The following is a 20,907-nucleotide window of genomic DNA, read 5'->3' as shown; positions in this document are numbered from 1 at the left end:
GCCGACCGGAGGCGTGAATGACAGTGGGACCGAGTGCCGACCAGGAGCTCCTGGTCGGCACGACCCGGAAGTTCCTGYAGGACAGCGTGTCCGGCGAGGCTCTGCGCGACCTTGCGCGCCACCCGGCGGGGTACGAGCCGGAGTACTGGCGGACCGGGGCCGAGCTGGGATGGACCTCGCTGCTGGTCGCCGAACAGCACGGCGGCGGGAGCGTCAGTGGCGAGGGCCTGCGTGACCTGGCGCTGGTCGCGTACGAGTTCGGGCGCCAGGCGGCGCCCGGCCCGCTGCTGGCGACCAACGTCGTTGCCTCCGCGCTGTCACGGGCGGGCGGGGAGCACGGGCTGGCGGCGCTGGGTCGGATCTGCGCCGGTGACGCCGTCGGGGCGTGGTGTCTGAGTGAGCCGGTGCCCCGTGACGGGCTCGGTGACGTGGCCGCGACCGCCGTCCCGTCAGGTGCCGACTGGGTGCTCTCGGGCGGGAAGGCTCCGGTGGAGCACGGAGCCCAGGCGGAGTTCTTCCTGGTCACGGCTCGAACCGGGGACGGCCTCACCCAGCTCCTCGTTCCCGCGGGGAGCCCGGGTGTGACGGTCACGCCCCTGCGGTCGATCGATATCTCCCGCCGCTTCGCCCGGGTCGACTTCCACGAGGTCCGGGTTCCGGCGGCGGCCGTCGTGGGCGAGCCGGGCTCGGCGGCGGCCGAGGTCGAGCGTCAGCTGCAGACCGCCGTCGCCATTCAGACCGCCGAAGCGGTCGGAGCGATGGACCGGGCGTTCGAGCTGACGCTCGCCTGGGCGGGGGACAGGTACTCGTTCGGCCGGCCGCTGGCCTCCTACCAGGCGTTGAAGCATCGGTTCGCCGACCTGAAGATGTGGCTGGAGGCCAGCCACGCGGTGGCGGACGCGGCCGCGGTCGCCGTTGCGAACGACGACGACCGGGCGGCGGAGCTGGTCAGCGTGGCGAAGTCGTACGTCGGGCAGTACGGCCCCGAGCTGTGCCAGGACTGCGTCCAGCTGCACGGCGGCATCGGCGTGACCTTCGAACACGACCTGCATCTCTACCTCCGCCGGGTCGTCCTCGCGAGTGCGCTTCTGGGCACCGTGCGGGAGCACCGCCTGCGGATCGCCACTCTGCTGGAAGCCGGGAACAGCGCGGGAAAGGCCGTGGCGTGAGCAGCGACGAGACCGAGTCGGTCGAGGACTTCCAGCTCCGTGCGCGGAGGTGGCTGGCGGAGAACATGCCGCCGGCCGTGCCGGGTGCCCCTGGCCGGATGACCGTCCGCCCGGACGAGGAGGAGCTGGCCGAGGTCGCCGAGGAGCGGCGGCTGCAGCGGCTGCTGTGGGACGGCGGATTCGCCGGCATCTGCTTCCCGAAGGAGTACGGCGGCCTGGGTCTCACGCCGGCGCACGCCGCGGCCTTCAACGAGGAGATCGCCGGGTACCGGTACCCGTCACGCCTGCAGGTCCCGACCATGACGCCCTGCGCGGCGGTGATCCTCGAGTTCGGCACGCCTGAGCAGAAGCTCGCGCACCTCCCGGCGATCCTGCGGGGTGAGGAACTGTGGATGCAGTTCCTGTCCGAGCCGGGATCGGGCTCGGACGTCGCGGGGGCGAAGACGAGCGCCGTGCGCGAGGGCGACGAGTGGGTGATCAACGGGTCCAAGATCTGGACGACCGGGGCGTGGTGGTCGGACTGGGGACTCTGCCTGGCCCGCACCAACTGGGACGTGCCCAAGCACCGCGGGCTCACCGTGTTCATGCTGCCGATCCACCAGCCCGGGATCGAGATCTCCCGGATCGAGATGCTCGACGGCAACAAGGAGTTCTGCCAGGAGTACCTCACCGACGTACGGGTGCCCGACAGCGCCCGGGTCGGCGGTGTGGACGACGGCTGGACGGTGGTCACCCGCTGGCTGTTCCACGAGCGTTCGTTCACCTCCTCACCGTTCGCCGTCCATCCGGCCGGCGGCGACGCGGAGTCGTCCGGTGACTACGGCCCCTCCCTGCTGGCGCTCGTCGAGCTGGCTGGTCGGCTCGGTGATCCGCGGGCGCGTGAGCTGGTGGGGGAGGCGCACACGTTGAAGGTCGCGATGCGGGAGCTCGACCGGAGACTGCACACCGTCATCGCGACCGGCAGGGCCTCGGACCAGCTGGCAGCCGTCGGCAGGTTGATGCACGGCGTCGCGACGGGGCGGCTGTCGAGCATCGCCTTCGACCTGGCCGGCCCGACGGCCGTGGCCAGCGGCGAGGACGACGAGGTGCTGGGCGGCCAGGGCATGAGGTTCCTGCTGCGCCAGATCGCCTCGATCGGTGGTGGTACGACGGAGATGGCCCGCAACGTCATCAGCGAACGCGTCCTGGGGATGCCGCGCGAACAGACCCTGGACCGGAATGTTCCCTACCGCGAGGTGCGCACCGCCCCCTCCTCCGGAGCGCCGCCGGCGGACCGCCGTCCCTGACCCGCCGCCGGGCATCTTTCCTGATCGACGACTTCGGAGGAACCAGCATGGACATCGCGGCAGCGGCAACCGTCTTCACGGATCCGCGGGCGTACGCCGACAACGAGCGCTTCCACACCGCCACCGCCTTACTGCGGCGCGAGTCACCGATCCACCGTGTCGAGCATCCGAACTTCAACCCGTTCTGGGCCGTGACCAAGCACGAAGACGTCATGACGATCTCCCGCGCCTCCGACATCTGGATCAACGAGCCCCGGCCGGCGCTCGGCCCCAAGCCGAAGGACGCCGACCGGGAGAACATCCCGATCCGGTCGCTGGTCCAGATGGACGCGCCGGACCATCCGGTCTACCGCCACGTCAGCGCGGACTGGTTCAAGCCGGCCGGTGTCCGGCGGCTGCGCGACCGCATCGCCGAGCTGGCGAAGCGCTTCGTGGACCGCATGGCGGAGCAGGGCGGCGAGTGCGACTTCTTCGCCGACATCGTCTCGCACTACCCGCTGTACGTGATCCTCTCCCTGCTCGGCCTGCCCGAGGAGGACTTCCCCCGGATGCTCAGACTGACCCAGGAGCTGTTCGGCGCGGACGACGAGGACCTGGCCAGGAACCAGGACAAGCAGGCGCAGATGCAGACCCTGATCGACTTTTTCACCTACTTCCAGGCGCTGATCCAGGAACGCCGTGCGAACCCCACCGACGACCTGGGGTCGGTGATCGCCAACGCCACGATCCGCGACGAGCAGATCGGTGAGCTCGAGGCGGCCGGCTACTACACGCTGATCGCGACGGCGGGGCACGACACCACCAGCGCGGCGCTCGCCGGCGGGCTGCACGCCCTGCTGGAGAGCCCGGGCCAGTGGCAGCGCCTGGTCGACGACCCGAGCCTGGTGACGAGCGGCGTCGACGAGATGATCCGGTGGGTCTCCCCGGTCAAGCAGTTCATGCGTACCGCCCGGGAGGACACGGTCGTGCGTGGCGTCGAGCTCGCGGCGGGGGAGTCGGTCCTGCTCTCCTACCCGTCGGCCAACCGGGACGAGGACGTCTTCGACAACCCGAACACCTTCGACGTCGGGAGATCCCCGAACCGGCACGTCGCTTTCGGGTTCGGCGCCCACTACTGCCTGGGCACCCACCTGGCCCGCCTCGAGGGCCAGGCGCTCTACGCGGAGCTGGTCCCCCGGGTGCGGTCGATCGAGCTGGCCGGAACGCCCGAGTACATGGAGGCCCTGTTCGTCGGGGGGCCGAAGCGGCTGCCGATCCGCTACACGATGGCCTGACGTGGGCGACTCCACGCTCCTCGACGAGCTCGCGGTCCAGGCGACCCTCGCCCGCTACTGCCACCGGTGCGACGACGCCGACTTCGCCGGGGTGGTGGCGCTGTTCACCCCGGACGGTGTCTTCACCCACGGCGACCGGAGCGTCCGCGGTCCGGAGGCGCTGCTCGAGTACTTCCAGACCATGCAGGGGCGACCGGAGCAGCGTGGCAAGCACCTGATGGGCAACGTGGTGGTGCGGTCGGACGGGGACGTGGCCCGGTCCGTCTCGGACTACGTCTTCTTCCGCTTCGAGAGCCAGGGACTCGTCCCGGCGATCGCCGGGAGGTACCACGACGAGCTCGTCCGGCTCGACGGCGAGTGGCGGATCGCCCGGCGTGACGCGATGCGCCTGAACACACCGGAGTGACCGCCACGGCGCACCACTTCGCCCGGCTGCTGGCGCTCGCGCTGGAGCCGGGCGGCCCACCCGTGACGGCCACCGCGCCCGTGCGCCCGGAGTCGTTCGTGCCCGGGACCACCCGCATCCGGGCCTCGCTGCTCCTCGCCATGGTGGACATGGTCGCCGGGCAGACGCCGGCCGGGCCGGGCACACCGGCGGTGGGGGCCACCATGGACCTGCGCGTGGTCCTCCTCTCGCCCCCGCCGGAGACAGGTCACCTGCACTTCCGGTGCGAGCCGCTGCGGGCGGGGCGCCGGTTCGTCGTCGCCGAGACCGAGCTGTTCGCCGACGGCTCGCCTCTGCCCTTCGCCCGGGCCGTGTCGACCTTCACGGTGCTCGATCTCGGCGCCGGGCTGGCCGCGGGCGCCTCGCGGGTCGTGCCGGTCGAGGGAGGTTCCTTCGACGCGTTCCTCGGGGCCCGCGCGCGGGACGAGCACACCCTCGTCCTCGACTCGTCGCCGAGGCTCGCCAACGGCCCGGTGGGCACCCTCCACGGCGGTGTCCAGGCGTTGGTCGCCGAGCTCGCGGCGGAACGCGTGGTGCGGGGGAGCGAACGTCGCCTCGCGGCGACGGACCTGGACATCCGTTATCTCGACCGCCTTCGCGTCGGCCCGCTGACCGCCTCCGCCCGGCAGGTGCCGTCCCCGGCCGGCGCCCCGGTCGCGGTCGTCAGGCTCGGCGACGCCGGTTCCGGCGACCGTCTGATCGGCCACGCGACGGTTGCCTTCGGAGAGCTCTGAGCTGCGAGCTGTGAGCCGTGCCCGTTCCCGACGTCGTCCGCCCTCGCGCTGAGGGTGGCCAGGAGGAGTTCTCATGCTTCCCACTCCCGAGGACCAGGTGGYGATAGGCGACCTGCTGGCCCGGTACTGCCTGACCCTTGACCTCGACGATGTGGAGGCCTGGGTCAATCTCTTCGTCGAGGACGGCAGCTACCAGGTGTACGGGCGTTCCTTCGACGGGCACGAAGGGCTGCGCGGGATGATGGCCGCGGCCCCCGGTGGACTGCATCTGGGCGGCCCGCCGGTCATCGAGATGCTGGGTGCCGACGAGGCGCGGACGTCCCGGAACCTGCTTTTCGTCAGCCGCGCGGACGGCGTCTCGCGCAGCGCCGTCTACACGGACGAGCTCGTCCGGACGGCTGACGGCTGGCGTATCAGACGCTGCAGGTGCCGGTTCATCACGGCGGCCGGGCTCGCGGACCGGCCTGAACGCTAGCCCCTTCCGTCCCCGTCAGGAGACACCAGGACACCACCGCCGGACCGGGTTCCGGCGGACCGCCGGCGCCGCCCTCCGTCAAGGGCTCCAGCGCCGGCGGTTCTGTCGTGCGTTCCGGTGCGGTCAGGTCCGAGCCACTCTGACCTGCCCATTGCCAGTAATCCTCCGGACAGCTATGTTGCAGCAACCTCGATATCGATGTCGACATCGTCAATTTTGTCGACGGGTGGCGACCTGCCACGTACACGTCGTGAAGACAGGCGGGAGCGGTGATGTGATCCCCTCGGAGGACGCGGCGCACTTACTCCAGGTGGAGGAGGTCTCGGTCAGCTTCGGTGGCATCAGGGCCGTCAGCCAGGTGTCGTTCGATCTTGACCAGGGCTGCTGCGGGCTGATTGGTCCGAACGGCGCGGGCAAGACGACCCTGCTCGACACGTTGGCCGGTATTCACACGCCCCGGGAAGGGCGGATCCGGCTCGACGGCCATGACCTCACCGGGCAGTCCTCGACCTGGCGGGCCCAGCACGGCATCCGCCGGACCTTCCAGCGGCACCAGGCGTTCGGCTGGCTGACGGTGGAGGAGAACCTGCTGGTCGCGCTGGAATGGCGAGGCCGGACCAGGCGCATCCTGGCTGATCTGGTGGCCACACCCTCGACACGCCGACGGCGCCGCGCCCATGCCGGGCGTATCGAGCACGTCCTGGAGCTCTGCGGGCTCCTGCAGGTACGCCACCAGCGGGCCGCGACACTGCCCATCGGCCAGGTCCGGCTGATGGAGTTCGCCCGCGCGATCGTGGACGAGCCACGCCTCCTCCTGCTGGACGAGCCCACCTCGGGTCTCGGCCCCGAGGACACCGAACGGCTGGGATCAGTCGTCAGGGAGATCACGGCGACGGGGACCTGCGCGGCCGTCCTCGTCGAGCACGACCTCGACTTCGTCATGGACGTGTGTGACCGCATGATCGTGCTCGTGCTCGGCGAGGTGCTGGCGGCCGGCGACCCTGCGGAGGTCTGCCGCGACCCGGAGGTCATCTCCGCCTACATCGGAGTGGCATAGATGGACAAGTTCGTCAGCCTGGCACTGAGCGGCGGGGTGTCGGGAGCGGTCTACTCGCTGCTCGCCATCGGCCTCGTCCTGAACTACCAGACCGCGCGGATCTTCAACTTCGGCCACGGGGCGACCGCCTTCTCGGCGGCCTACCTCTTCTTCCAGCTCAACACCGGGCTGGGCTGGCCCAAGTGGGTCGCCTTCGTGCTGGCCGTGTGCGTGTTCGCACCGCTGGCCGGCGTGTTGTGGGACAGGCTCGTCTTCCGCCGGCTCGCCGGCGCCAGCGAGGCGGCGACCACCGTCGCCAGTGTCGGCATCCTGATCACGATGCCGGCCGTGGTGCTGTGGGTCTGCGACACCCTCCGCACGACCTTCGACGTCGGATTCGCCGACACCTCGACGGCCTACACCGTCCCGGGGCTCGGCCCCAGCATCCCCCGGACCTGGACGATCACCGACGGGTTCGTCGTCAACTCCAACCAGCTCATCGTGCTGGCGGTGGCCGTCGTCGCCTTCCTGGGTGTGTGGGCGCTGCTGCGCTTCACCAGCCTGGGCCTGCGCATGCGCGCCGCGGTGGACAAGCCCGAGCTGGCCCGCCTGCGGGGCACCAACACGGCGACGACGTCCGGCCTGGCCTGGCTGCTCAGCTTCTTCCTCGCCGGTCTGGCGGGTGTCCTGGCGGCTCCGTTCGCCGGAACCTTCGGGCTGGTGTCGGACAACTACACGATGGCGCTGTTCGTGGCGGCCACCGCCGCGGTGATCGCAGGGCTCCGTTCCTTCCCGATCGCGTTCGCGGCCGGACTGCTCATCGGAGCGGCGCGGAACCTCGCCGAGGGCTACGTCAGCGGCCAGTACCTGGGCTCCTTCGGGGAGTGGGTGGAGGGGGTCACCGGCCTCCGTTCCTCCCTGCCCTACTGGATCCTGATCATCGCGCTGGTGGCCGTCAGCGTCGAACGTCGCCGGCGCGTGGCCGGTACCACGAGCGAGGAGAGCGCGCCGCCGGACCATCTGGGGGACCTCCCGCCGTGGCGGCGCCACCTGCCGTGGGCGGTGGCGGGGGTCCTGCTGCTGGTGTACGGCCTCTTCCTGGCCGACGGCACCTGGCGGAACATCGTGCTGTCCGGCCTGGCGCTCGGCGTCGTGCTGCTGTCCTTCACCGTCGTGACCGGGGTCGGCGGCATGGTGAGCCTCGCGCAGTCGACGTTCGTCGGCGTCGCCGCGCTGACCGCCGGCTGGGCGACGGCGAAGGACTGGCCGTTCCTGGCCGCGCTGCTGCTCGGCGTGCTGGCCGCGACCGTGATCGGGGCGGTCGTGGCGCTGCCGGCGATCCGGCTCGGGGGAGTGTCGCTGACGCTCGCCACCCTGGCGCTGTCGCTGCTCGGCTTCAGCGTGCTGTTCAACATCAAGGACTTCGTCAACGGTTCCGAGGGCTGGACGATCGACCGGCCGGCACTGGGCTCGATCGACCTCGCGGACGACCGGACGATGCTCGTGGTGCTGTTCGCGATCGTGGTGCTCGTCGCGCTCGTCGTGAACAACCTGCAGCAGTCCGCGTCCGGGCGGGCCATGGCAGCGGCGCGGTCCAGCCCACCCGGCGCCGCCGCGTCCGGTGTGCCGCTCAGCGCCACCAAGCTCACGATCTTCATCGTGTCCGCGGCGCTGGCCGGGTTCGGTGGYGTGCTGCTGGCGAGTGTCCAGGGATACGCGCGTGGGATCTCCTGGCCGCCGATCATGGGATTCCTGTGGCTGGCCTCCGTCGTGCTGTTCGGTGTCCGGCGCCCGCACGGCGCGATCGCCGCCGGCCTGATGACCATGGCGCTGCCCCGGCTCGTCGGCCACGGCGTCCACCTCGGCTCGTTCGGGTGGGACGGGACGACGTCCCCGACCGTGACCCAGATCCTGTTCGGGCTCGGTGCGATCGGCCTGGCCCAGCAGCCGGACGGCATTCTCGCCATGGTCGGGGCGGGGCGGTACCAGAAGCGCCAGGCCCGACTTGCGGCGAAGGCGATGCCGGTGGCACAGGCGATCCCGGCCGCACCGGAGGTGAATCCGGCACCCGACGCACCTTCGGACGCCCCCGCTGACGCTGTCAAGGACGCCGCCGCCGCGTCCACGCCAGCCGTCGCCGCGCCTGTCGCGGTGCCCGCCGCGTCGGCGGACGCGGAGCCGGCACTGCTCGAGCTGCGTTCCGCGCGGGCCAGCTATGGTGAGGTCGAGGTCCTGCACGGCGTGGACCTGGTCGTTCGCCCCGGCACGGTCCTCGCGTTGGTGGGAGCCAACGGCGCCGGCAAGACCACCCTGTGCCGGACGATCTCCGGCCTCATGCCCTGCGACGGCCAGGTGCTGTTCCGCGGCGAGGACGTCACGCAGGTGCCCGCGCATCTGCGGGCCCGGATGGGGATGGTGCTGGTTCCGGAATCCCGCGGGATTCTGCCCAGTCTGTCCGTGGACGAGAATCTCGAGCTCTGGCTTTCGGACCGACGGGCCCGGGACGGCGTCTACGACCGGTTCCCGAATCTCGCCGCCCGGCGCCGGGTGGACGCGGGAAACCTGTCCGGCGGCGAGCAGCAGATGCTGAGCCTCGCCCCGTTCCTCGCCCGCCCGCCGGCGCTGCTGATCGTGGACGAGCCCACCCTTGGCCTCTCGATCCAGGTGAGTGCCGAGATTCTTGCCGCGCTGCGGAGTCTGCGGGACGAGGGAACCACGCTGATTCTGGTCGAGGAGAAGGCGCGGGAGGTCATGACCCTCGCCGACCGGGTCGGTGTTCTCTCGCTCGGCCGGCTGCAGTGGGTGCGTGACCGGGCCCAGGTCGACGTCGACGAACTGGTTTCCGCATATCTGGGCGGTGCGGTGGCTGTTCGGGTCGCCGGCTGAGACCGCCGAAAATTCAGCGAGGGCGAAAGTTCAGGAGGCATTGTGAAACTGGCCCGAAATGGTCCGGTACGGTCCGTCTTGGCGTGTGCCGCTGCGCTCGTGCTTGTGAGCTCGGTCGCGGCCTGCGGATCTTCCGACGACAGTTCGTCGACTGCTACCTCGGATATCGGGAAGCCACTGGACGACGCGGCTGCCAGCAAGGCGGTACTTGACCGACTCGGCCCGATCGACCTCGCCACCGGTGACACGACGCGCGGGGTCGACGGCAAGGTCATCACCATCGGTGGAGTGGCCGACGTTCGGAATCAGGAGGGGATCGAGAACTTCCCGGGCGTCTGCGACGGCGCCCGCGCTCGATTCGAACGGGCGAACCGCGACGGGGGCGTCAACGGCTACACCTTCCGGTACGTCGGATGCACGGACGCCGCGTCCGACGTGACCCGCACCCGGGAAGCCGTGCAGGAGATGGTGGAGGACCGAGAGGTCTTCGGCCTGGTGCCGTTCACCGCGACGACCTCCAACAGCCGCGACTACCTCAACAAGGCGCACGTGCCGTACTTCGGCTGGGGTATCTCCCCCGACTACTGCGGTTGGAACGAGAGTCAGTTCGCCTTCTCGATCACCGGGTCGCTGGGCTGTGAGAACGTTCTGCCCGGCAGCATCGCGTACTCGTCGGTGGGCCTGGAGTCCTATCTGGCGGCGTCCGGGAAGAAGGCGGGAGATGTGCAGGCCGCGCTCGTCGGGGTCTCGCAGTCCGCGTCCGAAGTCTCGATCTCGAGTCTCAGGGGGGTCGGCCTCGGCCTCGGGATGAAGGTGCCCTACGCGAAGGCCCCGCTCCCCGGCCCGGGCGCGCCGCCGCTGGCCGACTACACGCCGATCGCCAGCGAGATCATCTCCAGCGGGGCCAACCTCGTCGCTCTGACGACACCGCCCGCCACCCTCTTCCCGGTCGTCGCAGCCCTGCGGGCCGGTGRCTACTCCGGCGATATCCTGATCTTCTTCTCGGACGAGCGGCTCACCGCCGTCGCGGACCAGCTCGACGGTGTGTACGCCATGTCGTCGAACTTCGGCTCGTCGGTGTTCCCGAGTGACACCTTCAGGGCGGTGGCGGCGGACCTCAAGGCCGTCGGCTCGTCCGCGTCGGCGGGTTCCTCCGGGACTCTCACCTCGTACTACTCCGCGGACCTGTTCCTGAGCGCCTTCGCCGAACTGGGGGACAAGCCGGTCACCACCGAGGCGCTCGCCGGGGTGCTCAACTCCGGGTTCGAGTACTCGCAGGTCGGTAACGCCATGTGCGGATCGACCTGGCCCGAGTACCGGGTCCTGGCGAGCAACTGCGCCGCGGTCCTGCGGTTCGACGGGGAGAAGAAGACCCTGGAACCGCTGCGCGACCTGGCGGTCTTCGGCAGGGAGTACCTGTTCTCGGTGCCGAAGAACTGACCGGGCATCCGATGGCACAGTCGGCTGTATTCTTCGGACTTCGTTTCGACTTCCGCAACCCGTCCTTCGCCGGAACCACCATGGCCGACCGTTACGCGGCGGGGCTGGACATGGTCGAATGGGCCGATCGGCTCGGCTGCCTCAACGTCACGATCTCCGAGCACCACGCCTCGGCGGACGGTTATCTTCCCAGCCCGGTGCCGATGCTCGCGGCGATGGCGGCTCGAACCAGCAACGTCCGGCTGCTGGTCGCCGCGTTGCTCGCGCCGTTTCACGACCCACTGCGCCTGGCCGAGGACATGGTCGTGCTGGACCATCTGAGCAGGGGGCGGATCGACATCCTGCTCGGTGGCGGTTACGTGCGCGAGGAGTTCGCCATGTTCGACGTCCCGATGAAGGAGCGGCCGAAGCGGGTGACGCACGCGGTCACCACCCTGAAGGCGGCCTTCACCGGCGAGCCGTTCGAGTACCTGGGGCGCACGGTGCAGGTCACGCCTGCGCCGTTCCGTTCCGGCGGGCCGGCGGTGCTGCTCGGCGGGAACAGCGAGCCGGCCGCCCGAAGGGCCGCGCGGATCGCTGACGGCTTCCTCCCCGCGATGCCGGCGGTGTGGGAGTTCTACCGGGACGAGGTGCTCAGGCTCGGCCGCCCTGACCCGGGCTCGAGCCCGGTCGGTGAGAACCGGGTGGTGGCGCTCGCCAAGGACCCCGAGGAGGGCTGGGAGCGCATGGGTCCGTACTTCCTGCACGAGACGAACGCCTATGGCGTGTGGCAGGCCCAGGACGACCTCGTCTCGCCGTACCGGTCCGTCTCCTCGCTGGAGGAGCTCCGGGCCGCGGGCCAGTACGCGGTCCTGACGCCCGAGCAGCTCGTGGAGGAGCTCCGCGCTGCACCGTTCCCGTTCGTCAACCTCCACCCGCTGTGCGGGGGGATACCGCCGGAGCTGGCCTGGTCGAGCCTCCATCTGTTCGAGCACGAGGTGCTGCCCGTCTTCGCCCCGAGCACCACAGACTGAGGCGCCGCGCCGCTGCYGGCGGGTGGGGAACGCCGGCTCGGTCGGCGGGCTCCGTGACGGTCCCCAGATGTTGACATCGATGTCTCTCATGCGCTGGAGGTTCGAAGGTGACAGATCAGGGTCGGGACGTGGTGGTGGTGACGGGCGGTGCCTCCGGCTTCGGCCTGGCGCTCGCCGAGCGGTGCGCCGCGTCGGCGATGGACGTGGCACTGCTCGACATCGACGGCGAGCGGGTGGCGGCCGAGGCTGAGACGCTGGCCGGCGCACACCCGGTGCGGGTCGAGGGCCGCCGCGTCGACGTGACCTCCGAGGCCGACCTGACGGCTACGGCGGGTCAGGTCGACGTGCTCTTCGGGCGGTGCGACCTGCTGTTCGTGAACGTGGGAGTGCAGCATTTCGGCGCCGTCGAGCGCCTGACGGACGACGACTGGCGCTGGGTGCTCGACGTCAACGTCGTCGGTGCGGCGCGGACGGTCCGAGCCTTCCTCCCGCTGCTCCGCCGCAGCGGGCATGGGCGGATCGCCTTCACGGCCTCGGTCAACGTCCTGGCGCCCGCGGCCCGGCTCGGGGTGTACCAGGCCAGCAAGGCGGCTGTCGTCGCGCTGGCCGAGACGCTCCGATTCGAGCTCGCGGAGGACTCGATCCAGGTCAGCGTGATCCTGCCGGCCGGGATGACGACGCGTCACCTGGAGAGCAGTCTCGCCGCCCGACCGGACCACCTTCCGAACGGCGACGGGTCTTCTGACGACGACCGGAAGGCGATGATGGCCAGCCGCCCGATGTCCGACGCGGACGTCACGACCGCGGAGGTCGCGGCCCGGCACGCCCTGGCCGAGGTGCTGGCCGGCGAGCCGTACGTGATCACCCACGGTGATCTGGCCGAAGCGGTCGCCGGCCAGCAGGCGGCGATCAGCCGCGCGCTCGAGCGCATGCACGCCGCCACGGACGGTGCCACGCACGGTGCCACGCCGAACGGCGGCGCGGGCGCACGCCCACCCGCGGAGGTGCTGGCCGACATCGAGGCTGTCCGGCAGCTCAAGGCCAGGTACTTCCGCACCCTGGACACCAAGGACTGGAACGGCTTTCGGCAGGTCTTCGCCGACGACGTGGTGATCGACACGACCGCGTCGGGCGGCAGCGTGGTCACCGGCGCCGACGCGTTCCTGGAGTTCGTCAGGGCCGCCCTGGCCGATGTCCTCACGGTGCATCACGGTCACTCACCCGAGATCACGGTGAGCTCACCCTCGTCGGCGAGCGGGACGTGGGCCATGGCCGACCACCTCCGGTTCGCCGACGGTAACGAGCTGACCGGCTTCGGCCACTACCGGGAGACCTACGAGAAGTCGGACGGCACCTGGCGGATCAGGACCTCGACTCTCACACGCCTGCGCATGGACGGTTCCTTCACCCCGCCGGCCCCCTCCTGACTGCGCCGGGAGCCCCGGTCGTGCGGCACGGGCGGGTGGAGCTGCGTTCGTGGAGAACGAACGGCACCCGTGACGCGGGTGCCGTTCGTCGCGGTGGCTAGCTGCTGGCTGCGATCGACCGTGCCGTGATCGTGATCGACGGAATGCTGGTGCCGGCCCGGTTCTCCAGGAGATTCGCGATGACACGGACGATCTCGTCGACGTCCAGGAAGTCGCTGTTGACGTAGCCCTTGGCCATCCAGGCGGGATAGAACCGGGCGGCGAGGTCCTGGTCCCACTCGGCCGTGAGGGATGTCGCCGAGGCCCCCTCGCCTCCCACGCAGTTCCCGACGACGACCCTGGTGAACCCGACGGAGCCGTGTTCCGCCCGCCAGGCCTCGATCAGCTTGTCGAGCGCTGCCTTGCTCACCACATACGCGCCCAGCCCAGGCCAGGGGTCGGTGAAGGAGGCGCTGATGGACGACAGGTAGGCGACGGTTCCGTTCGAGGCCGTGAGGTGAGGGAGAGCCGCCTTCGTGACGAGTGCGGCTCCGACGACGTTGGTGTCGAAGGTGCGTCGCCAGTCCGCGGCGTCGAGCTCCGCGAGCGGGCGCAGGATGCCGACGCCGGCGCAGTACACCAGGCTGTCGATCCCGCCCAGCTCGCTCGAAGCCTCCTCGATCGCCTCGCGGCAGGACGCCTCGTCGGTGACGTCGCACGTGGGCTCGACGAGACGTGACCGGTGGCTGGGTGGCCGGTGAGCGCGGGATTCGGGACGGTCCGCTACCAGGAGTGGCGGCGGGCCGCGAGTCGCCGGAGCTCCGCCTTGATGATCTTTCCGGTCGAGGTGCGGGGGAAGTCCTGCACCGCCTCGACGTACTCCGGCAGCTTCTGGCGGCCGAGACCGGCGTCCAGCAGGAGCTGGCGAATCAGGTCGAGGGTCGGGAGCGGGGCGGCGGGTGCCAGGCGGAGCACGGCGCACGCCTTCTCGCCGAGCCGGTCGTCGGGAACCGCCACCACAGCGGCTTCCAGAGCCTCGGGCAGGACCTTGAGCAGGAGCTCCTCGACCTCCGCGGCGCTGATGTTCTCGCCGCCGCGGATGATGACGTCCTTCTTCCGGTCGGTGATCGTCAGACATCCGTCGCGGTCGAGAACACCGACGTCCTCGGTGCGGTACCAGCCGTCGCTGTCGAAGGCGGACTCGGTGAGCGCCGGGTCGGTGTAGCCGATGCAGCAGTCCGGCCCTCTGGTCCAGATCTCGCCGGGCTGCCCCTCGGCGACGGGCTGGCCGTCGTCGTCCAGCAGCTTCAGTTCCACTCCGTCGAGCGGACGCCCGTCGGTGCGCAGCCGCGACCGCTCATCGTTCTCATGGCGTGAGCCGGTGACCGACGGATGCTCGGTCGAGCCGTACATCCGAACGACGGAGACCCCTGCCCTCCTGGCCCTCTCGGTGACGGCTGTGGGCACGGTCGCGCCCCCCAGCCCGACGAAGCGCAGGTATCGCAGGTGYTCGTCGCTGAGGTCCGGATGGTCGAGCAGGCTGGTGAGGAAGTAGGTCGCACCCGAGCCGGCGCTGAGGCGGTGCTCGAGCATGGTGGAGAGCACCCGGGCGGGATCCCAGACGTCGATCAGGTTGACCGGGTCGCCGCGCAGGACGGGTATCAGCAGCGCACCGATCATCCCCATGAAGTGGCCCACCGGTGTGCCGACCAGCGAGGGCTGCCCTCCGTTGGCCTCCATGGCGCCGAGCTGACGCACCTCCGCGCCCAGAGTCCGGTGGGAGTGAATGACGCCCTTGGGATCGGCTGTGGTCCCGGAGGTGTAGGCGATCAGTACGGGAGCGTCGGGGCTCGGCGTGGCGGTTTCGGACAGCGACGGACCCTGCTCGAGCGACTCGAACGTGACGGCACTGCCAGGCAGGGAACGCGTTCCCGCCCCGACGACCGCGACCACGGCCAGCGAGGGGACGTGCTTGCACACGCCTTCCAGCTCGCTCACGTAGTCGCGCCTGCCGAAGCCCGCGGCCGTGACGAAGGCTGCCACCTCGGTGTGCCGCAGGATGTAGGAAACCTCCTTCGGGCCGTAGAAATGCACGATCGGGACGACCACCGCGCCGAGGAAGGTGCTGGCGTAGAAGGCCACAGCTGCCTCCACCCAGTTGGGGAGCTGGAAGGCGACAGCGTCCCCGGTCCGCACGCCGTGTGCCGACAGCCCGCCAGCCAGGGCGAGAGCTCTCGCCCGCAGGTCCGCGAACGTCCCTTCCCAGGGCCTCTCCAGCGAATGGATCCGCAGTGTCTGATCGGCGTGGGTCCGCAGCGCGTCGCTGATCTTCGTGCCCATCGTCGTGTCGTCCCACTGGCCCTGGCGTCGCCACAGGTCCGTGAGGTGCTCCGGGATCGGTCTGGTCGTCCAGCGCGGCTCCGGCACGGCGTCTCCTCCGTCGCGGTGGGGCGGCCCCGTCAGTACGGTCAGCGTCCGATCCAGCGTGGGGCGCGCTTCTCCGCGAAGGCGCGTGCCCCCTCGCGGGCGTCCTCGCTGCCGAACACCGGCGCCACGGCCGCCGCGATGCCGTCCCAGTCGGCCGCGGCCAGCTCGCCGACCATCAGCTCCTTGGTGACCCGCACGGCCAGCGGACCGTTCGCGGCGATCTGACCGGCCAGGCCGAGCGCCGTGGGAAGCACCTCCGCCGCCGGCACGACCCGGTTGACCAGCCCCATCTCGCTCAGCCTGGCCGCGCTGACCATGGCACCGGTCAGCCCGAGCTCGAGTGCCAGGGCGAGGGGGATCCGCTGGGGCAGCCTGGTTCCCCCCTCCGCGGCGATCAGCCCACGGCTGACCTCCGGCAGGCCGAACCTGGCGGTCTCGGCGGCCACGAGGAGGTCGCAGGCCAGGGCCAGCTCGAAGCCACCGCCGACAGCCGTTCCGTTGATCGCCCCGATGATCGGTTTGGGGAAGTTCCGCCTGGTGAAGATGCCGAGCCCGGGGCCGGAGATGTCGGAGAGRCTGCCCGTCAGGAACGCCTTGAGGTCCATGCCGGCGCAGAAGACGCGCTCACCGGCGGCGGTCAGGATGACGGCACGGACGTCGTCGTCCTTCTCGGCCTGCTCGAAGGCGTGACCGAGCCYGGACATGGTCGGGCCGTCGAGGGCGTTGGCCGCCTGCGGGCGGTTGATGGTGACCACCGTTACCGGGCCGCGCCGCTCGACATCGACGGACATGGAGACTCCTTCACATTGCCGTGGGTTGTCCCGGCGCGTTCGGAGTTCTGAACACGCCGGGGTCTGACTATTGGCCGACGCGTTCGAAGACAGCCGCGATGCCCTGGCCCCCGCCGATGCAGAGGGTTTCCAGGCCGTACCGGGCATCGCGCCTGTGCATCTCGCGCAGCATTGTCGCCAGGATCCGCCCGCCGGTCGCGGCGACCGGATGCCCCAGGGATATTCCGGAGCCGTTGACGTTGAGACGGTCCCAGTCCGACTCGTTGAACTTCCACTCCCGGCCGCAGGCGATGACCTGGGCCGCGAAGGCCTCGTTCAGCTCGATGAGATCCATGTTCGCAAGCGTGAGCCCGGCGCGGTCGAGCGCCTTCGCCGTTGCGGGAACCGGGCCGATCCCCATCCGGTCGGGGGCGACGCCGGCGACGGCCCAGCTGACGAGTCGGGCCAGCGGCCGAAGGCCAAGCCGCTCCGCCGCCTCCGGATGCGTCACGATGCAGGCGGCGGCGCCGTCGTTCTGGCCGCTGGAGTTACCCGCTGTCACCGTGGCCGACGGGTCGGACTGGCCGAGGATCGGGCGCAGTGACGCCAGTTTCTCGCTACTCGTGTCTGCCCGGGGGTGCTCGTCGGCATCCACGACGATGTCACCTCGGCGGGTGGTGACCGTCACCGGAATGATCTCCTCGGCGAACTTTCCGGAGCGCTGTGCGCCGACGGCTCGCTGATGTGAGCGCAGTGCCAGCTCATCCTGCTCCGCGCGGGAGATGCCATAGTCCCTGCGAAGGTTCTCCGCTGTTTCGATCATCCCGCCGGGTACCGGGAAGTGAATCCCACCGGCGGTGGTCCGCCCCCGCACCAGCGAATCGTGCAGCACGACCGCCCCGCCCCGCGATCCCCACCGCATCTCTGTCGAGTAGAACGCCGCATTACTCATGCTTTCGGCGCCGCCGGCGATCACCACGTCCGCCGTGCCCGTCTGGACCTGCATCGCGGCTGTGACGACGGTCTGCACCCCGGAGCCGCAGCGTCGATCCAGCTGGAGACCGGGGACCCCGGCGCCGAGACCGGCGTCAAGCGCGACCACCCGTCCCAGGGCCGGTGCCTCCATCGTCGGATAGCACGAACCGAACAGGACGTCGTCGATGTCGGGGCTGGACAGGCCGGTCCTGTCGAGCAGGCCCCGCACGACCGCCGCGCCCAGCTCGTGGGAGCTGAGCAACTTCAGGGCGCCCCCGTAGCCACCGACCGCGCTACGCACCGGTTCGCAGATCACGGCTGTCCGCATGTGTTGTCTCCCCCCGCTGGGACCCCTGCTCAGACCCGTGATGGGCTTCCGGTGTCTGCCGGGAGCGCTGTATGTCGGCATTGGCGTGTCGGACCCGTTCGTCGAGCACCTCCTGGACAGGCACCACCTCGGGCGCGGGAGCTCCCTCCGGCCTTCTCGTGTTGTGTCTGCGCCTGTGCCGCAGCGGGTTCGTCTCGCTGCCTGGAGCCTACAGCAAAGCTCAAAGTCGACGTCGATATTATTAGAATGTTGATCGCGCCAGGGGTGCGGCTCGGTCGGGGTGGCTGTCGCTCTCGGCCTCCGCCACGGCGATCGAGCCGGTGCTGGCGGGCGGCCGGAGCACGCCTCGCGGACAGGACGGAGCTTCGCGTCGGGCGGAACACGACTGCTGGGCCTGATGCGCCGGCGGGGTGTCGACGCCGGAACGGCGAGAGGCTCCGCCGTGCGTGATGATTGATCCTCCCTTGTGAAATCATACGTAATATCGATGTCGAGATTGATGTCTCCTGGCGGGACGTGATGGCCCGGATCGGGCGTCGACGACGCGCCGACGAGACGGATCAAGGGAGCGCTGTCGATCAGGGGGCGCCCCGGCGTCGCGTCGAGCGGGAAACTGCTGGTCGGTCGTGGATGCGTTGCACGGCTATGGCCATCACACGGAGGCCTACGGAAGATCGATGGCGCCTGGCGGATCGCGACCTCAGAACTGACTCGGCTCCGGACGGACTTCATTCCATTTCCAGGCAGCTGACCAGACAGCTCGACCCGGTCAAGAGCGTTTTGTCACTCATGGCGCTCGCCGTAACGCCGGCCAGTCAACGTCGGAAAAGGAGAATTTCATGCGCACAGGTAGTTGCGTTAGACGGCTGGGGGTGGCGGCCGCGATTCTGGTGGCTGCCGGGGCCGGATGCTCGTCGGGCGGCGGGGAGAAGGCGGTCGTTGTCGACTGTGATACGCCCGGGGTTTCGGCCGACCAGGTGACACTGGGGTTCGTCTACTCCGACTCGGGCGTCGGCAGCGCCGCGCRGTCCTCGGCCCGTTCCGGCATGCAGGCGAGGCTCGGTCTGGCCAACGAACAGGGGGGAATACACGGCCGGCGGATCGTGTACCAGTGGCGCGACGACGCAAACTCCCTGTTGCAGAACGCGCACGTGACCGAGGAACTCGTCAGGCGCGAGTCGGTCTTCGGGCTCGTCACTGCCACGATTTCGCTCGGCGATGCGATGYGGCGGCTGGAGGAGCAGGGGGTTCCTGTCGTGGGGCTGGCGGGAGAGGCGGGCTGGGCTCAGCATCCGAACATGTTCTCGTACACGTACGGAGAATCGCCGGAGACTGTCGGCCGCTACATCCAGGCGGCCGGCGGGACCACGGTCGCCATCCTCACCACGGGATCAGCGCCCGCCACGATGGAGGGCGCGGCCCGGTACTCCGGTGCTCTGCAGTCGGTCGGGCTGACCGTGGGCAGTCCCATTCCCTACTCCGCTGCGGGCGACAGCCCGACCCGAGTGGCGCAGCAGCTCGCCGAGATGGGCGCCGACTCGCTGGTAGCTCTTTCGAGTCCGGATGACCTCGCCGCCATTCTGGAATCAGTCCACACCGCGGGCCTGAACATCGTGGCCAGCGTTTCCTACGTCGGTTACGACCGGGGCATCCTGGCCGCCAGGGGGGCACAGCTTGCGGGAGTCTCGGTCCCCGTGGGCTTCCGCCCCTTCGAGGCCGGCGGAGCCGCCATGGACCGTTACCGCAACGCGATGGCCCGGTTCGCGCCCGAAACCGGCCAACCTGAGCAGCAGTATGCGATGTTCTCCTACATCTACACGGACATGTTCCTGCGCGGATTGGATCTGGCTGGTTCCTGCCCCACCCGGCAGGGCTTCATCGACGCGCTCCGCGGCGTCACCGCCTACGACGCGGATGGTCTGATCGCGCCGGTGAGTCTCCGAGACAACGTCGGTAAGTTGAGTACCTGTAACGCGTTCGTCCAGATCAACCCAGCCGGAAATGCGTTTGACATCGTCAAGGAAAGTCTCTGCGTCGACGGGACGGGCAGCTGACGTCTCGGCTTCCCGCCGGAGATGACCGTGCTGACTCTGCTGGTACCGATCTGAGCAGTGGACGCCCTTCCGGGGGGATCACGGACCGCTCCGGTGTGACCCGGGGCTCGACATCGCGGTTGCCTGGAGGCGAGGGGTTTCCGGGACCTCATCCCGTGGCGGTGAAGTGGTTGTGGTGGAGCCGCCGCAGTGCGAACGCGAGCTGCAGCCGCAGTCTGCCGTTCGGGTCGTGGACGGACCAGCCGAGCATGTGTTCCGCCTGGTGGAGCCGTTCCTGCAGAGTCGAGTGGTGGATCGTGAGCGTGACCGCTGCCGCGCGAAGGCTCGGGTTGGTCGTGACCGCCTCCAGGGTGGTCAGCATCCAGGGGGCGGTGGTGGCGGCCCGGTCCAGTGCCTGTACGTCAGGAGCCGCAGGCGTGGTCGGGCCCACCGCCGTGGCAAGCACCGCCAACCCGCCGAGCTGGTCTGCGTGCACCAGACGGGGGCCTGGATCCATTGCCGTGCCATGGGCGGTGAACCGCAGTGCGGTGCGGGCGGCGTGCCAGGACGAAGGGAGGTCCAGGACGGGAACGGCTGGTCCGACACCGGTTCGACGGTCTGCCACCCGGGTGGTGACCGGGTCACGACTGGCGCCCGCTGGTACGGCTTCGAACAGCACGGTTCCGTCCGCGAAGGCCAGCGCACGGGCCGGGGCGTGCGGGTCCAGGCCGAGCTGGACGGCTGCCATTCGCCGGGCACGCGGCGATGCCGCCTGGTCCAGGAGAACCTCGGTCGCGGCCCGGCGGGCGCCGTCCGCGGCGACCACCGACGACCGGCCGCTCGTCCGCTCGAAGAAGGCACGGCAGGCGCCCGCTGCCCGTTCGAGCACCACTGCTTCGACCGGGCCAGCGGGACCGGGCCGTTCCAGCCACACCGCGGCTGGTTCGCCCGGCGTCAACGGGACGCTGAGCCAGTCGCTGTCGACTGCGGTGGCGACAGCGCGGCGGCGTCCCTCGATGTCGACCTCGACATGTACGCCTCGGAGGCCGTCCACCAGACGGGCCGGCGCGCCCGCCAGCAGCGCCACCCCGCGCACGATCGCCTCGAGGCCGGCCCTGCCCTCGACCAGCTGGTCGAAGTAGACGACAGCACGTACCGCGGCGCTTGCGTCGGGGTCCAGGGCTGCGAGCCGGCCGGCAAGTTCCTTCAC

At 70.1% G+C, this 20,907-nt stretch carries 17 protein-coding genes; 12 read left to right on the top strand and 5 right to left on the bottom strand.

The genetic code is table 11. From position 1 onward, the window contains the following. The first annotated feature begins 17 nt into the window (after positions 1-17). The 11 genes from CC117_RS18835 to CC117_RS40145 all read left to right on the top strand — a co-directional run bounded on the left by CC117_RS18835 (position 18) and on the right by CC117_RS40145 (position 13,185). Positions 18-1,169 carry an acyl-CoA dehydrogenase family protein gene (locus CC117_RS18835; protein ID WP_071085961.1) on the top strand — a complete coding sequence of 384 codons (1,152 nt, stop codon included), beginning with the start codon at positions 18-20 and terminating at the stop codon, positions 1,167-1,169. Next, complete coding sequence (locus CC117_RS18830) at positions 1,166-2,455, top strand: acyl-CoA dehydrogenase family protein (protein WP_071085958.1); 1,290 nt, start codon at positions 1,166-1,168, stop codon at positions 2,453-2,455. The genes CC117_RS18835 and CC117_RS18830 overlap by 4 nt, the downstream gene beginning before the upstream one ends. A gap of 47 nt (positions 2,456-2,502) precedes the next feature. After that, positions 2,503-3,729 carry a cytochrome P450 gene (locus tag CC117_RS18825; protein ID WP_071085957.1) on the top strand — a complete coding sequence of 409 codons (1,227 nt, stop codon included), beginning with the start codon at positions 2,503-2,505 and terminating at the stop codon, positions 3,727-3,729. Position 3,730: 1 nt separating this feature from the next. Beyond that, positions 3,731-4,135, top strand: a complete 405-nt coding sequence (locus CC117_RS18820) for a nuclear transport factor 2 family protein (protein ID WP_071085955.1) — start codon at positions 3,731-3,733, stop codon at positions 4,133-4,135. Beyond that, the gene (locus tag CC117_RS18815) at positions 4,132-4,908 is read left to right on the top strand and encodes a hotdog family protein (protein ID WP_071085953.1); all 777 of its coding nucleotides are present in this window, start codon (positions 4,132-4,134) and stop codon (positions 4,906-4,908) included. The genes CC117_RS18820 and CC117_RS18815 overlap by 4 nt, the downstream gene beginning before the upstream one ends. A gap of 73 nt (positions 4,909-4,981) precedes the next feature. After that, on the top strand, positions 4,982-5,383 hold the full coding sequence (locus CC117_RS18810; RefSeq protein WP_071085950.1) for a nuclear transport factor 2 family protein: 402 nt from the start codon (positions 4,982-4,984) through the stop codon (positions 5,381-5,383). 274 nt (positions 5,384-5,657) lie between these two features. Next, the gene (locus tag CC117_RS18805; RefSeq protein WP_084132377.1) at positions 5,658-6,440 is read left to right on the top strand and encodes an ABC transporter ATP-binding protein; all 783 of its coding nucleotides are present in this window, start codon (positions 5,658-5,660) and stop codon (positions 6,438-6,440) included. Then, complete coding sequence (locus tag CC117_RS18800) at positions 6,441-9,305, top strand: ABC transporter permease subunit (protein ID WP_071085948.1); 2,865 nt, start codon at positions 6,441-6,443, stop codon at positions 9,303-9,305. 99 nt (positions 9,306-9,404) lie between these two features. Next, positions 9,405-10,745 (top strand): ABC transporter substrate-binding protein, encoded by a 1,341-nt coding sequence (locus CC117_RS18795; RefSeq protein ID WP_241830234.1) that lies wholly within the window; start codon positions 9,405-9,407, stop codon positions 10,743-10,745. Positions 10,746-10,756: 11 nt separating this feature from the next. After that, entirely contained in the window at positions 10,757-11,758 is a 1,002-nt protein-coding gene (locus CC117_RS18790; protein ID WP_071085944.1) for an LLM class flavin-dependent oxidoreductase, read from the top strand. Between the two features lie 107 nt (positions 11,759-11,865). After that, complete coding sequence (locus tag CC117_RS40145) at positions 11,866-13,185, top strand: SDR family NAD(P)-dependent oxidoreductase (protein ID WP_116287832.1); 1,320 nt, start codon at positions 11,866-11,868, stop codon at positions 13,183-13,185. Positions 13,186-13,282: 97 nt separating this feature from the next. Here the strand turns inward: CC117_RS40145 and CC117_RS35045 are convergent, their stop codons facing one another. The 4 genes from CC117_RS35045 to CC117_RS18765 all read right to left on the bottom strand — a co-directional run bounded on the left by CC117_RS35045 (position 13,283) and on the right by CC117_RS18765 (position 17,664). Further along, a complete protein-coding gene (locus CC117_RS35045; protein WP_241830237.1) occupies positions 13,283-13,846 on the bottom strand; it encodes an SDR family oxidoreductase in 564 nt (187 codons plus the stop codon). Positions 13,847-13,947: 101 nt separating this feature from the next. Then, entirely contained in the window at positions 13,948-15,591 is a 1,644-nt protein-coding gene (locus CC117_RS18775; RefSeq protein WP_071085941.1) for an AMP-binding protein, read from the bottom strand. 41 nt (positions 15,592-15,632) lie between these two features. Continuing rightward, the gene (locus CC117_RS18770; RefSeq protein WP_071085940.1) at positions 15,633-16,382 is read right to left on the bottom strand and encodes an enoyl-CoA hydratase-related protein; all 750 of its coding nucleotides are present in this window, start codon (positions 16,380-16,382) and stop codon (positions 15,633-15,635) included. Positions 16,383-16,449: 67 nt separating this feature from the next. Next, positions 16,450-17,664: an acetyl-CoA C-acetyltransferase gene (locus CC117_RS18765; RefSeq protein WP_071085939.1), complete on the bottom strand. Its 1,215-nt coding sequence runs from the start codon at positions 17,662-17,664 to the stop codon at positions 16,450-16,452. 839 nt (positions 17,665-18,503) lie between these two features. Here CC117_RS18765 and CC117_RS18760 point away from each other — a divergent pair. Continuing rightward, positions 18,504-19,718 (top strand): ABC transporter substrate-binding protein, encoded by a 1,215-nt coding sequence (locus CC117_RS18760; protein ID WP_071085938.1) that lies wholly within the window; start codon positions 18,504-18,506, stop codon positions 19,716-19,718. Between the two features lie 148 nt (positions 19,719-19,866). Here the strand turns inward: CC117_RS18760 and CC117_RS39200 are convergent, their stop codons facing one another. Further along, positions 19,867-20,907: a helix-turn-helix domain-containing protein gene (locus tag CC117_RS39200; RefSeq protein WP_071085935.1), complete on the bottom strand. Its 1,041-nt coding sequence runs from the start codon at positions 20,905-20,907 to the stop codon at positions 19,867-19,869.

Origin of the sequence: Parafrankia colletiae (genome assembly GCF_001854655.1) — a bacterium.
GTDB lineage: Bacteria > Actinomycetota > Actinomycetes > Frankiales > Frankiaceae > Parafrankia > Parafrankia colletiae.
Note: the sequence above shows the minus strand (reverse complement) of the source record. Positions and strands in the feature narration are given on the sequence as shown.

Bases quoted from the DNA above. Each gene is read 5' to 3' on its own strand.
- CC117_RS18825 (WP_071085957.1), top strand. From the start codon at position 2,503: ATGGACATCGCGGCAGCGGCAACCGTCTTCACGGATCCGCGGGCGTAC.
- CC117_RS18790 (WP_071085944.1), top strand. From the start codon at position 10,757: ATGGCACAGTCGGCTGTATTCTTCGGACTTCGTTTCGACTTCCGCAAC.
- CC117_RS18765 (WP_071085939.1), bottom strand. From the start codon at position 17,664: ATGCGGACAGCCGTGATCTGCGAACCGGTGCGTAGCGCGGTCGGTGGC.